General features: G+C 63.5%; 11 protein-coding genes. 2 read left to right on the top strand and 9 right to left on the bottom strand.

All coding sequences use genetic code 11. The annotated features are described in order from the left end of the window. Positions 1–433: 433 nt before the first annotated feature. From ASE30_RS26500 to rpsO, 4 genes are all read right to left on the bottom strand, one after another. Positions 434–1,651, bottom strand: a complete 1,218-nt coding sequence (locus tag ASE30_RS26500) for a threonine ammonia-lyase (protein WP_057287266.1) — start codon at positions 1,649–1,651, stop codon at positions 434–436. Between the two features lie 12 nt (positions 1,652–1,663). Beyond that, complete coding sequence (locus tag ASE30_RS26505) at positions 1,664–2,392, bottom strand: hypothetical protein (protein WP_057287267.1); 729 nt, start codon at positions 2,390–2,392, stop codon at positions 1,664–1,666. Between the two features lie 212 nt (positions 2,393–2,604). Then, positions 2,605–4,767, bottom strand: a complete 2,163-nt coding sequence (gene pnp / locus ASE30_RS26510) for a polyribonucleotide nucleotidyltransferase (protein ID WP_057287268.1) — start codon at positions 4,765–4,767, stop codon at positions 2,605–2,607. Between the two features lie 90 nt (positions 4,768–4,857). After that, positions 4,858–5,127: a 30S ribosomal protein S15 gene (gene rpsO, locus ASE30_RS26515; RefSeq protein WP_006223612.1), complete on the bottom strand. Its 270-nt coding sequence runs from the start codon at positions 5,125–5,127 to the stop codon at positions 4,858–4,860. 313 nt (positions 5,128–5,440) lie between these two features. Between rpsO and ASE30_RS26520 the strand changes: the two genes are divergently transcribed. Further along, on the top strand, positions 5,441–5,959 hold the full coding sequence (locus ASE30_RS26520) for a hypothetical protein (RefSeq protein ID WP_057287269.1): 519 nt from the start codon (positions 5,441–5,443) through the stop codon (positions 5,957–5,959). Positions 5,960–6,008: 49 nt separating this feature from the next. On the opposite strand, the gene pssA is transcribed toward ASE30_RS26520, so the two are convergent. The 4 genes from pssA to ASE30_RS26540 all read right to left on the bottom strand — a co-directional run bounded on the left by pssA (position 6,009) and on the right by ASE30_RS26540 (position 10,259). After that, the gene (pssA, locus tag ASE30_RS26525) at positions 6,009–6,782 is read right to left on the bottom strand and encodes a CDP-diacylglycerol--serine O-phosphatidyltransferase (RefSeq protein ID WP_057287270.1); all 774 of its coding nucleotides are present in this window, start codon (positions 6,780–6,782) and stop codon (positions 6,009–6,011) included. A gap of 166 nt (positions 6,783–6,948) precedes the next feature. Beyond that, positions 6,949–7,965 (bottom strand): ketol-acid reductoisomerase, encoded by a 1,017-nt coding sequence (gene ilvC / locus ASE30_RS26530; RefSeq protein WP_057287271.1) that lies wholly within the window; start codon positions 7,963–7,965, stop codon positions 6,949–6,951. A 75-nt stretch (positions 7,966–8,040) separates the two neighbouring features. After that, positions 8,041–8,532 carry an acetolactate synthase small subunit gene (ilvN, locus tag ASE30_RS26535; RefSeq protein WP_006223608.1) on the bottom strand — a complete coding sequence of 164 codons (492 nt, stop codon included), beginning with the start codon at positions 8,530–8,532 and terminating at the stop codon, positions 8,041–8,043. Between the two features lie 11 nt (positions 8,533–8,543). Further along, positions 8,544–10,259, bottom strand: a complete 1,716-nt coding sequence (locus tag ASE30_RS26540) for an acetolactate synthase 3 catalytic subunit (protein WP_057287272.1) — start codon at positions 10,257–10,259, stop codon at positions 8,544–8,546. Between the two features lie 471 nt (positions 10,260–10,730). On the opposite strand from ASE30_RS26540, the gene ASE30_RS26545 reads away from it, so the two are divergent. Continuing rightward, positions 10,731–12,956: an FUSC family membrane protein gene (locus ASE30_RS26545; protein WP_057287273.1), complete on the top strand. Its 2,226-nt coding sequence runs from the start codon at positions 10,731–10,733 to the stop codon at positions 12,954–12,956. A 76-nt stretch (positions 12,957–13,032) separates the two neighbouring features. Here the strand turns inward: ASE30_RS26545 and yaaA are convergent, their stop codons facing one another. Next, entirely contained in the window at positions 13,033–13,806 is a 774-nt protein-coding gene (yaaA, locus tag ASE30_RS26550) for a peroxide stress protein YaaA (protein ID WP_057287274.1), read from the bottom strand. Between the last annotated feature and the right edge of the window lie 13 nt (positions 13,807–13,819).

The following is a 13,819-nucleotide window of genomic DNA, read 5'->3' on the forward strand; positions in this document are numbered from 1 at the left end:
CTGTACTGGCGCGCCGGAAAAATCGTCTCATCGATGGCGCGCGCGTTTCTTCTATTTGTCCGCCCGGCGCGATCCCCCTGCCCGGCAAACGATGAGAAACGGATGGTATATCGTGCTGCGACCTATCGACTATCCGTATGAACCATGAATTTCCTGGGGATATCCCTAGGCGTTCTTTTGGACAGAATCAGTGCTTTTGCCGCGAATTCGCGCCCTGGCGGTCTTGCAGGATCGCCGCAATCCCATGCCAGCCCAAAGTCGCGCCCGCGTCAGGAAAAGTTCCACGGACTTTTGTCCGCGGTACGCCTGAAACGAGTGGATTCATTTTTTTTCTGTGCGAGCGCCGACCGCGCATCGCTCGGACGCAGAGGACATGCGCGCGCCCGAGCCCGGCAGGCTGCCGCGTGTCAGGCGCCCTGCCCGGCTGGGATTGTCAGTGGTCGTGGTTGCTGGCGGCGAAGCCCGCGGCGTTCAGGATGTCGATCACTTCCTGGATGTGTTCGGGTCCGCGTGTCTGAAGCACGAAATCCACCTCGACGTTGCGCACCGGCAATGAGGTGAAGGCCCGCTGATGATGGACTTCGGTGATGTTGGCCTGCGCATCGGCGATGAGCTTGGTGGCATGCGCCAGCGCGCCCGGCAGGTCGCGCAGGTCGACGCGGATGCGGGCCAGGCGGCCGGCGCGCACCATGCCGCGTTCGATCAGTTCGCCGAGCATCAGCGGATCGATGTTGCCGCCCGTCAGCACCAGGCCGATACGCTTGCCCTTGTAGCGGTTGCTGCCTTCTTCCTGTGCGCGCAGCAAGGCGGCCAGGCCCGCCGCGCCCGCGCCCTCGACCACGCTTTTCTCGATTTCCAGCAACACCACGATGGCGTGCTCGATATCGGCCTCGCTGACCAGTTCGATGCGGTCGACGAGCTTGTCCACGATGGGCAGCGTCAGTTCGCCCGGCGATTTCACGGCGATGCCTTCGGCGATGGTATACAGGCCCTGCGGCATGGTCTCGCCCTTGATCGCCGCGTACATCGCCGGGAAGCGCTCAGTTTGCACGCCCACGATCTCGATGCCGGGTTTCAGGGCCTTGGCGGCCGTGGCGATCCCGGAGATCAGCCCCCCGCCTCCGATGGCGATGACCAGCGTGTCGAGCTGCGGCTGGTCTTCCAGCATCTCCAGCGCCACCGTCCCCTGCCCCGAGATGACCGCCTCGTCGTCGTAGGGGTGGATCATGATCAATCCGCGCTCATTGGCCAGTTCGTAGCCGCGCGCCTTGGCGTCGTCGAACGTGTCGCCGGCCAGCACCACCTCGGCGCCGAAGCGGCGCGTATTGGCGACCTTGACCGTGGGCGTGAAGCGCGGCATGACGATCACGGCGGGCACGCCCATGCGCTGCGCGTGGTAGGCCACGCCTTGGGCGTGGTTGCCGGCGGACACGGCGATCACGCCTTTGGCGCGCTCGTCGTCGGACAGCGTCAGCATGCGGTTCAGTGCGCCGCGTTCCTTGAAGGACGCGGTGAACTGCAAGTTCTCGAACTTCAGCCAGATCTCGGCGCCGAAAATGTCGGATAGCGTGCGGGACAAGGTGAACGGGGTCTTCAGCACCTGGCCGCGCAGGTTTTCGCGGGCGGTCTGGATGGAGGCAATATCGATCACGATGAAATCCTGTTAACGCACCGGCAGGAAATTGAACAGCAAAAGGCCCTGCGCGTAATTGATTCCGATGCGCCTGGAATTCTCGCCGAGCAGATTGGCGATCAGGTCGAGCCGGCCGATGATGGCGCCGAACTCGCGCTCGAAGCTGAGGTTCGTGGCGTTTTCGGACATTTCATTGGCCAGCAGCAAGAGCTCGCCTTGATTATTGCGGCGCGATGCCAGCAGCCACGCTGCGGCCTCGACGTTCCGTGCGGCATTGTAGACCCGCTGCCCGTCCAGCGCGTCGGTGGCGTACAACCGGGTCTTGCCGTTATGCGCGGCGATGATGGTGTCGGCCAGGCCGTAGACGAATGCGGCGACCCGGTCGCCTGAATAGTTGGGATCCAGCGACACGGCCAGGATCTGGATGTCGCGCAGCCCGGACATGTCGCTGGGGGGAACGCGGACCTCGATGGCGTGTTTGACGCGGTTCACTGCCGTGGCATGGTCGGGCAAACCGGTCTTGCGCCATTCGCGCGGATTGCGCCGGTAGAGCTTGTCCAGCAGCGAATACAGGCTGCCAAGGTTGTCGCGGACTTCCAGCGTGACGGTGCGGTTGAAGTCGGTCTGGCCGAACTGGTCCGCCGACATGCCTTCGCTATGGGGCCCTCGCTGCCCGGGCGCAGGGCTGGACATGCAGCCGGTCAGCAGCAACGCCGCAAGCAGCGCCGCGGCGCCAGCGGTGGTCGGCCGCGCGATCATGCCTTGCTCATCCGTACGCCCCCTCAAGAATGCGTCGAGGCCGTCCCTCAGGCTCGGGCGGCGCCGCTCTCGCGCAAGACTTTACAGGAAGGCCGCCGAAGTTGGGAGACGTCCGCCGGACCAACAGGCAAGAAGATGAATCAAAACCGGCTGGAGCAACCAAGAAAAACGGCGCCTCGCGGCGCCGTTTTTTCGATCAGAACCTTGCAGGCTTATTCAGCTTGCGGTTCCGACTGAGGAGCTGCCTCGGGAGCAGCACCGGCTTGCTGCTGCTCGATGCCGCCGATCGCCTTGATGGACAGGCGCAGACGGCCCTTGTCGTCGGCCTCGATGACCTTGACGCGGACTTGCTGGCCGACCTTCAGCACATCGTTGATGTTCGCGATGCGGTAGTTGGCGATTTCGGAGATGTGCAGCAGGCCGTCGCGGCCCGGCAGCACTTGCACGATGGCGCCGAAGTCCAGCAGACGCAACACCGAGCCGTCGTAGATCTGGCCAACTTCAACGTCGGCGGTCAGCTCGACGATACGGCGCTGGGCTTCCTTCGCCTGCGTTTCGTCGACGCTGGCGATCACGATCGTGCCGTCATCGGAGATGTCGATCTGCGTGCCGGTCTCTTCGGTCAGCGCGCGGATGGTGGCGCCGCCCTTGCCGATCACGTCGCGGATCTTCTCGGGGTTGATCTTGATGGTCAGCATGCGCGGGGCGAATGCGGACAGTTCGCCGCGCGAACCGTCCAGCGCTGCCTTCATCTCGCCCAGGATGTGCAGGCGGCCTTCGCGGGCCTGAGCCAGCGCCACCTGCATGATTTCCTTGGTGATGCCCTGGATCTTGATGTCCATCTGCAGTGCGGTGACGCCGTTTTCGGTGCCCGCAACCTTGAAGTCCATGTCGCCCAGATGATCTTCGTCGCCTAGGATGTCCGTCAGCACGGCGAACTTGCCGCCGTCCAGGATCAGGCCCATGGCCACGCCGGCCACGTGATCCTTGACCGGCACGCCGGCGTCCATCATGGCCAGCGAGCCGCCGCAGACCGAAGCCATCGACGACGAGCCGTTGGACTCGGTGATTTCCGACACGATACGGATCGTGTACTGGAAGTCTTCGGGAGCCGGCAGCAGCGGGATCAGCGAGCGCTTGGCGAGGCGGCCGTGGCCGATTTCGCGGCGCTTGGGCACACCGATGCGGCCCGTTTCGCCGGTGGCGAACGGAGGCATGTTGTAGTGCATCATGAAGCGGTCGCGGTATTCGCCCATGAGCGCGTCGATGATCTGCTCATCCTGCTTGGTGCCCAGCGTGGCCACGACCAGCGCCTGGGTTTCACCACGGGTGAACAGCGCGCTGCCGTGCGCGCGGGGCAGCACGCCCAGACGCACGCTGATGGGGCGCACGGTGCGGGTGTCGCGGCCGTCGATACGCGGCTCGCCGTTCAGGATCTGGCCACGGACAATGGCCGATTCCAGCGAGAACATGATGTTGTCGACCGTCACGGCGTCCGGCAGCGACTCGCCCTTTTCAGCGGCGGCGGCAGCCAGCTTGGCCGACACGTCGGCCGACACTTCACGCAGCTTGGCCGTGCGGGCCTGCTTTTCGCGGATCTGGTAGGCGGCGTTCAGGCCTTCCTGGGCAGCGGCGGTCACCGCGGCGATCAGGGATTGGTCCTTGGCAGGCGCTTGCCAATCCCAGTCGGGCTTGCCAGCGTCCTTCACGAGTTCGTGAATGGCGTTGATGACGGTCTGCATTTGCTGGTGGCCATAGACCACGCCGCCCAACATGACTTCCTCGGACAGCTCTTGGGCTTCCGATTCAACCATCAGCACGGCGTTTTCCGTACCGGCGACAACCAGGTTCAGCTTCGACGACTTCAGGTCCGAGGCGGTCGGGTTGATGGTGTATTGACCATCGATGTAACCCACGCGAGCGGCGCCGATCGGGCCCGAGAACGGGATGCCCGAAATGGCCAGCGCGGCGGACGCGCCGATCATGGCGGCGATGTCGGGATCGATTTCAGGATTGACCGACAGCGTGTGGATGACCACCTGGACTTCGTTGTAGAAGTCTTCGGGGAACAGCGGACGCAGGGGACGGTCGATCAGGCGCGAGGTCAGCGTTTCCTTTTCGGAGGGCTTGCCTTCACGCTTGAAGAACCCGCCCGGGATACGGCCGGCGGCGTAGGTTTTCTCGATGTAGTCGACGGTCAGCGGGAAAAACGTCTGACCCGGCTTGGCCTTCTTGGAAGCCACGACGGTGGCCAGGACGACGGTGTCCTCGATCGACACCACAACGGCGCCGGAGGCCTGGCGAGCGATTTCGCCAGTTTCCAGGACGACCGTATGCTGGCCGTACTGGAACGATTTTGTCACTTTGTTGAACATGACGATTATTCCTTACAAATGAAAAACCGTGGCCGCTGCGACGTACGTCGCACCGACCACGGTTGCGTCATGGGGAGCCAGCCCCGTCGATCACTTGCGCAGACCGAGTTTTTCGATCAGTGCGCGGTACGAATCGGGATTGCGGCCCTTGAGATAGTCGAGCAGCTTGCGGCGACGGCTGACCATACGCAGCAGACCGCGGCGCGAGTGATGGTCCTTCATGTGTTCTTTGAAGTGACCGGTCAGTTCGTTGATACGGGCGGTGAGCAGAGCCACCTGAACTTCGGGGGAGCCGGTATCGCCTTGAGCGCGTTGGAACTGCGCAACGATATCGGATTTCTTGATGTCAGCTACAGACATTGATGACCTCTTCGGACATGCGACAGGGCCGAGGTGCCCTGACGTGGTTTGAAAAATTTGCGCAAGACCAGGCTGAATTCGCTTTCTCACTGCTGCCCATGATGACCTAGGCAGTACCGGGGCATCAGGCAAAAGCGCCTTGTTCCAGGTAGCTGCGTAAGTATCTGCGGCTGGCGCAAAATATCTTGCAGAATCAATACATTTGATAAAGCTCGACGATTATAGCCGATTCGATAGAATTACCTCAATGGCGGCTTGGCCCACCCGGTGGCGCGCCGACGTTGCCCGTCCGGCACCGGTAAGGAGCAAAATCATGACAGACCATTTCCCACGCGCCCGCGTCGCCCTGGCATGCCTGGCACTGGCCGGGCTGACGGCCTGCGCCAACATGGCCCAGGTGCCGCCAGGCACCCCGCTGGCCGACGTCCAGGCCCAGTTCGGCTCCCCTAATTTTGAATGCCCGCAGGCCGGCGGCGGCCGCCGGGTGATCTGGACCCAACAGCCCATGGGCCAGTACGCCTGGGGCGCCAACGTAGGCACGGACGGCAGGGTGGACCGCGTGCAGCCGCTCCTGACCGACGCCCACTTCAAGGTGCTGGCGGTCGGCGACTGGGGCCCCGAGCGGGTCCGTTGCGAATTCGGGCCACCCGCCCGCATCGACGTGGTCGGCCTGGGGGAACGGCGCGAAGTCGTCTGGTCCTACCGCTACAAGGAAAACAGCGTCTGGAATTCGCTGATGTACGTCTACATGAGCCGAGATGGCAGCAAGGTGACCCACTTCCATCCCGGGCCCGACCCCATGTACGACGATGACAGATTCATGTGGCACTGAACCGCCCCCCAAAAACAAACCCGCCTGACGGCGGGTTTGCTTTTGGGCTTCAGGACGAATGATTGCGGCGTTCCTGCTGCAGGCGGCGGACCTTGTTCCAGCGCCAGCCCCACGTGATCCAGCCCGACAGCCCGTACAGCACGAACAGGCCGAACAGCACGACCGGAGGATCGCTGGACACGAAAACGAACACGGCCACGACCAGCAGGATGCCCCAGAACGGCACGCTGCGGCCCAGGGCGAAGCTCTTGCCGCTGAAGAACGGCGCGTTCGACACCATGGTGATGCCGGCATACATGGTGAGGGTGAATGCCACCCAGGCCATCAGGCTGTCGTGGATGGGCAGCTTGTTGTCCACGGCCAGCCAGACGAAGCCCGCCACCAGCGCGGCCGCGGCCGGGCTGGGCAGCCCCTGAAAGAAGCGTTTGTCGACGACGGCGATATTGGTGTTGAAGCGCGCCAGGCGCAACGCGGCGCCGGCGACGTAGACGAAGGCGGCCAGCCAGCCCCAGCGGCCCAGATCGTTCAGGATCCATTCGTACATGACCAGCGCGGGAGCCACCCCGAAGGACGTCATGTCCGACAGCGAATCATATTGCTCGCCGAAGGCGGACTGCGTGTTGGTCAGCCGGGCAACCCGCCCATCCATGCCGTCCAGCACCATGGCCACGAAAATGGCGATGGCGGCGACTTCGAAGCGGTCGTTCATGGCCTGCACGACGGCATAGAACCCCGCGAACAAAGCGGCGGTGGTGAACGCGTTCGGGAGCAGGTAGATGCTCCTGTGGCGGTTCTCGGAATCGCGCATGGAAAAATTGGGCATGGTCTCAATAACTTACAACGGACTTTGAAAGGTTAACCCATATGGCCCCGCTTGCGGGATTGAGCAAGGATCGTGCCTGAGCCAAATAGCAAAAAAAACGGCACGCCCTCGCAGGCGTGCCGTTTGGATCCGAACGGTGCGGGGCCGGGCCCCGCGTCGGCCGGGATCAGTTCTTGGACTTGTCCACCAGCTTGTTCGCGGCGATCCAGGGCATCATGGCGCGCAGCTTGCCGCCCACCTGTTCGATCTGCGATTCGGCGTTGATACGGCGGCGCGAGGTCAGCGTCGGCGCGCCTGCGGTGTTTTCCAGGATGAACTTCTTGGCGTATTCGCCGGTCTGGATGTCCGTCAGGCACTGGCGCATGGCCTTGCGGGTTTCTTCCGTGACGATCTTCGGACCCGTTTCGTATTCGCCGAATTCGGCGTTGTTCGAAATCGAGTAGTTCATGTTGGCGATGCCGCCTTCATAGATCAGGTCGACGATCAGCTTCAGTTCGTGCAGGCATTCGAAGTACGCCATTTCGGGCGCGTAGCCGGCGTCCACCAGCGTGTCGAAGCCGGCCTTGATCAGTTCGACGGTACCGCCGCACAGCACGGCCTGTTCGCCGAACAGGTCGGTTTCGGTCTCTTCGCGGAAGTTGGTTTCAATGATGCCGGCACGGCCGCCGCCGTTGGCGCTGGCGTACGACAGGGCCACATCGCGCGCGGCGCCCGACTTGTCCTGGTACACGGCCACCAGGTGGGGCACGCCGCCACCTTGCTTGTACGTGTTGCGCACCGTGTGGCCGGGGGCCTTCGGGGCGATCATGATGACGTCGATGTCTTCGCGCGGCACGACCTGGCCGTAATGGACGTTGAAGCCGTGGGCAAACGCCAGGGCGGCGCCGGCCTTGATGTTGGCGTGGACTTCGTTGTTGTAGACCGAAGCGATGTTCTCGTCGGGCAACAGCATCATGACGATGTCGGCGGACTTGACTGCATCAGCCACTTCCTTGACTTCCAGACCGGCGTTGGCGGCCTTGTTCCACGAGGCGCCGCCCTTGCGCAGGCCGACGATGACCTTCACGCCCGACTCATGCAGGTTCAGCGCATGCGCGTGGCCTTGCGAACCGTAGCCGATGATGGCGACGGTCTTGCCTTTGATGAGGGACAGATCGCAGTCTTTGTCGTAGAAAACTTTCATGGTTGTGCTCCAGATTCCAGTATTTGGATATTCGATTGATTCAGATGTAGGGTGCGGCGTGGCCTGCAAGGCCGGTCAAATCTTCAAAATCCGTTCACCGCGTCCGATGCCGGACACGCCGGTGCGCACGGTTTCAAGGATGGCACTGCGGTCCAGGGCCTCCAGGAAGGCCTGTACTTTTTCCTGCACCCCGGTCAACTCAATGGTGTAGGACTTGTCGGTGACGTCAATGATGCGGCCGCGGAAGATGTCCGCCATGCGCTTCATTTCCTCGCGTTCCTTGCCCACGGCGCGCACCTTCACGAGCATCAGCTCGCGCTCGATGTGGGCGCCTTCGGTCAGGTCCACCACCTTCACGACATCCACCAGGCGGTTCAGGTGCTTGGTGATCTGTTCGATGACTTCATCGGAACCGGTCGTCACGATGGTCATGCGCGACAGCGTGGAGTCCTCGGTGGGCGCCACGGTCAGGGTTTCGATGTTGTAGCCCCGCGCGGAAAACAGGCCGACCACGCGCGACAGCGCGCCGGGCTCGTTTTCGAGGAGGACGGAAATCACGTGCTTCATGGGTGGCCTCCTTACAGGTCTTCAGAGCCGAGCAGCATATCGGTCAGGCCGCGGCCGGCCTTGACCATCGGCCACACGTTTTCGGTGCGGTCGGTGATGAAGTCCAGGAAGACCAGGCGTTCCTTGTGCTTGCCGAAGGCTTCGCGCAGCGCCGGCTCGACGTCCGCCGGGCGCTCGATGCGCAGGCCCACGTGGCCATAGGCTTCAGCCACCTTGACGAAGTCGGGCAGCGAATCCATGTACGACTCGGAATAGCGCGAGCCGTAGTCGATCTGCTGCCACTGGCGGACCATGCCCAGGAATCGGTTGTTCAGGCAGATGATCTTGGGCGTCAGGCGGTACTGGTGGCAGGTCGACAGTTCCTGGATGTTCATCTGGATGGAACCCTCGCCGGTGATGACGGCGACGTCGTGCCCCGGATTGGCCATCTGCACGCCCATGGCGTACGGCAAGCCAACGCCCATGGTGCCCAGGCCGCCGGAGTTGATCCAGCGGCGCGGCTTGTCGAACTTGTAGTACTGGGCCGCCCACATCTGGTGCTGGCCCACGTCGGACGTGACGAAGGCGTCGCCGCCCGTCACTTCCCAGAGCTTTTCCACCACGTACTGCGGCTTGATGACTTCGTCCGAATTGGCGAACTTCAGGCATTCCTTGCCGCGCCAGGTCTCGACCTGCTCCCACCACCGGGTGATCGAGGCGGGCTTGTGCTCGGCGGCGGCAATGTCGTACTGCGCGCTGAGATCGGCCAGGACGTCCTTGACGTTGCCGACGATCGGGACATCCACGCGCACGCGCTTGGAGATCGACGACGGGTCGATATCGATATGGATGATCTTGCGGGCGTTCTGCGCGAAGTGCTTGGGATTGCCGATCACGCGGTCATCGAAGCGGGCGCCGATGGCAAGCAGCACGTCGCAGTGCTGCATGGCCATGTTGGCCTCGTACGTGCCGTGCATGCCGGGCATGCCCACGAACTGGCCGCTGCTGGCCGGGTAGCCGCCCAGACCCATCAGGGTGCTGGTGCAGGGCGCGCCAAGCTGCGACACGAGCTTGTTCAGCTCGGGCGCGGCGTTCGACAGGATGACTCCGCCGCCCGTATAGATCATCGGCCGCTCGGCGGCCAGCAGCATCTGCACGGCTTTCTTGATCTGCCCCTGGTGGCCCTTGGTGACGGGCGCGTAGGAACGCATCGAGATCTCGCCCTTGGGCGGCGTGTACTTGCACTGCGCGATGGTGATGTCCTTGGGGATATCCACCAGCACCGGGCCGGGACGGCCCGTGCGCGCGATGTGGAACGCGCGCCGCATGGTTTCGGCCAGGTCCTTGACGTCGCGCACAAGGAAGTTGTGCTTGACGCAGGGACGCGTGATGCCGACGGTGTCGCATTCCTGGAAGGCGTCCTCGCCGATGGCCGCAGTGGGCACCTGCCCGCTGATGATGACCATCGGGATGGAATCCATGTAGGCGGTGGCGATGCCGGTGACGGCATTGGTCACTCCCGGGCCGCTGGTCACGAGGCAGACGCCGACCTTTTGCGACGAGCGCGAATAGGCATCGGCGGCGTGCACGGCGGCTTGCTCGTGACGAACCAGGATATGCTGAAATTTGTCTTGCTTGAAGATCGCGTCGTAGATGTAAAGCACTGCGCCGCCGGGGTAGCCGAAAACGTGTTCCACGCCCTCATCGGCCAGGCAGCGCACGACGATATCGGCGCCATTCATTTCCATGTTGTATTTCCTTTCAGTACCGGCCCTGCAACCCTGACTGCTGCTCGCCCGGATACGGCGGCAACGGAACCCATACCGGCTACGACAACATGATCCGGCGCTTAGCGGCTCACGGAGCCACGCCACCCGGACACCTTGCCGACCCGGCACACGCTCGACAGAACGCAGTGCAAACGCCCCTGGGGGACGCTGGAGGTCGAAATGGAAGCCTTGGCAACACACGCTTGTGGCGCGGCCAACGGCAGGTGTGACTGTTGCAAGAGGGCTGGGAGGTGACCCTGGCCCTCTGCATCAACGCCCCGGTATCGGATATGCAGACCGGAGCAAGTGGAGGAATTTACCGCGTTGCGTCAAAGGTGGCAAATCGGCTTTTTTCCGACCGTTGCGCGGAAGGTTCGGTAACTATCCGGCCCCAAAAAAGCCGCGTGCGTCTCTATACTTGTTCCGTTGTCCAGAACCGAGCCGCAGCCCATGGATTTGCGCATTGCCAGCATTCGCCGCTTCCTCTATAGCCACTACTTCTTCGGAGGGGTGCGCCAGGGGGTCGGCATGCTGTTGCCCGTGCTGGTGCTTGGGGGCATTTTCGGCAACTACACGACGGGCCTGGTCGCCACATTCGGCGCGCAATGCCTGGCCATCATCGACCAGCCGGGCGGCCCACAGCGCCACCGCACCAACGAGATGCTGGGCGGCGCGGCGCTGGGCACCATCACCGTCATCATCACCGGGCTGGCGTCCACGCACCCCGTGCTGATCTGGCTGGTGGTCATTGCGCAGTGCTTTGTCTATTCGATGTTCACCGTCTTCGGCAAGCGCGGCGGATTGATCGGCTTTGCCGGCCTGCTGCTGATGACCTTGACCATGCATTCGCCGCTGGAGCCGCACGAGGTGCTGGCCCATGCGGCCGCCACCTTGGGCGGCGCGCTCTTCTATGTGGTGTTCAGCCTGGGCTTTTCCCGGCTGTTCTGGCTGCGCGAAGAGCAGCAGGCCATGTCGGTGGCGCTCTTCGCCACGGCCGACTACGTCGCCGCCCGCGCCTCCTTCTATGACGAAACCGCCGATCTGGACGAGGCCTACCGCAACCTGATCCAGCGCCAGTCCGTCATGACGGAAAAGCACCAGGCCGCCCGCGACATGGTGCTGCGCGCCCTGCCCCGCGGCAAAGGCCTGGGGGACCGCCAGCGCGTCATGATCTGGAACATGTTCGTGGACATGCTGCAACTGCTGGACACGCTGGTGGCCACGCACACCGATTATGCGGCCCTGCGCCGCACGCTGGCCGGCAACGACTGCCTGATGTTCATGCGCGACGCGCTGGTGAAGATGTCGCTGGAACTCAACCGCATCGCGCTGGACGTGTCGCGCGGGCGCAAGGTGCAGTACCGCAGCAGCGCCAAGGCGGAACTGCGCGCCATCGAATACGAGATCGAGCAGCTCAAGCAGCAGGGCCTGGGCGAGCGCGACCCGGAGATACTGGCGCTGATCATCCAGGTGCTGCGCCGCCTGCGCAACTCGGCGCGCATCGTCGACCGGCTTGCCGACCACACCGCGGCCTCGCCGGACGCCAAGCCCACCGACGTGCTCCGCATCAACAAGTCGCTGACCCGGTTCATTTCGCGCCAGGAGTTCCGATTCGGCCTCCTGACCAGCAACCTGCGGCTGGATTCGCCTCATTTCCGCTACGCGCTCCGGGTAACCGCCGCCGCCGCGATCGCCATGACCCTGGCCAGCCGGTGGCTGTCGCCGGAGTTCTCGGCGCACAACTACTGGATCATGCTGACCATCGTGATCATCATGAAGCCGGGCTTCGCGCTGACGCGCCAGCGCAATGGCTGGCGGCTGATGGGCACCCTGATCGGCTGCATCTGCGCCTTGCTGCTGTTCAACGTCACCGATCGACCCGGCATCCTGTTCGCGGTGCTGCTGGGCGCCTGCATCATGGGCAACAGCCTGGTTCAGCTGAACTACATGGCCAGCGCCATCTTCAACACGCTGTTCGTGGTGCTTGTCTTTCACTTCGTGTCGCCGGGCACCGTGTCCATGGCGGTGATCGGCGAACGCGCCATCGACACCCTGCTGGGCTGCGCGCTGGCGCTGATCTGCAGCTATATCCTGCCCTGGTGGGAGGCCCGCTACCTCAAGCCCCTGGCCTCGGCGGCGACGCGCGCCAATCGCGAATACCTGCTGGCGGGACTGCGCTACGCCGAGGCCATGCAGGCGCACGGCGCCCCGGTGGGCGAGGCGGCCGCCGAGACGCCCGCGGTGACGGACGCGGATCTGGCCTGGCGCCTGGCCCGCAAGAACGTGCATATCGCATTCAGCAATTTCGCCGAAGCGTTCTACCGGATGATGAGCGAACCCAAGTCGCACCAGGTAGATGTGCCGGAACTGAACAACCTGCTGATCCAGAACCATGTGCTGGCGTCCCAGATCACCGCGGCGGTCCCCATCCTGGCAGCGCTGCCCAGGACGCCCGAATCCATTCAGCAGGCCTTGAACGGCATGGTCACGCTGCTGGACGAAAGCCGCCCGCAGGCGCCCGCGAATCTGCCGGCGCATTTCGACACCGACGGCGAACAGGCCGCGCTGGTCTATCCCGTCAAACAGATGCTGAAGGCCAGCCACATGATCCGGCAGGAACTCCAGGCGCTTGCCGACCCCATGCATGCGCCGCCGATGGCGGCGGCCGCCTCCTAGCGCCCGAACTCGGCGGCCCGCACGCGAAAAAAAATCCGGCCAGGCCGGATTTTTTGTTGGGACGATACCCTGCCGTTCAGGCCAGCTTGCGGCGGAACACCAGCTTGTCCGCCGACGACGCCGATGCGTCATGGGCATAGCCTTCCAGATCGAAGCCATGCAGGCCTTCCGGCTTGGCGACCTTGTGCTGGATGGCATAGCGGGCCATCAGGCCGCGCGCACGCTTGGCATGGAAGCTGATGATCTTCCAGGCCCCATTCTTCCAGTCCTGGAACACGCACTGCACCACGCGCGCGTTCAGGGCCTTCAGGTCGACCGACTTGAAATACTCTTCGGACGCCAGGTTGACGATCACCGGAGACTTCTGGCCGGACTGCCGTTCATTCAGGTATTCGGAAATGGCGCCGCCCCAATACTCGTACAGGTTCTTGCCCTTGGCGGTCGCCAGGCGCGTGCCCATTTCCAGGCGGTACGGCTGCATCAGGTCCAGGGGCCGCAGCACGCCGTACAGGCCGCTGAGGATGGCCACATGCTCTTGCGCCCAATCCAGCTGCTTGGCCGACAGGGTGGCGGCATCCAGACCTTCGTAGACATCGCCATTGAAGGCCAGCACGGCCTGGCGCGAATTGGCCTGCGTGAAGCTGCGCTTCCAGTGCGCATAGCGCTGGACGTTCAGTTCGGACAGGGCCGGGCTCAGGCTCATGAGAGCCGAGATGTCCTCGGCGGTCTTGGTCTTCAGGACCTTGATCAGACCCGCGGCCTGGTCGACGAACAGTGGCTGGGTGTGCGTCTCGATGTGGAGCGGCGAGTCGTAGTCCAGCTTCTTGGCGGGGGAAAGCAAAAACAGCATTCGGGGATTCCTT

The organism is Achromobacter sp. Root83, assembly GCF_001428845.1.
Lineage (GTDB): Bacteria > Pseudomonadota > Gammaproteobacteria > Burkholderiales > Burkholderiaceae_B > Achromobacter.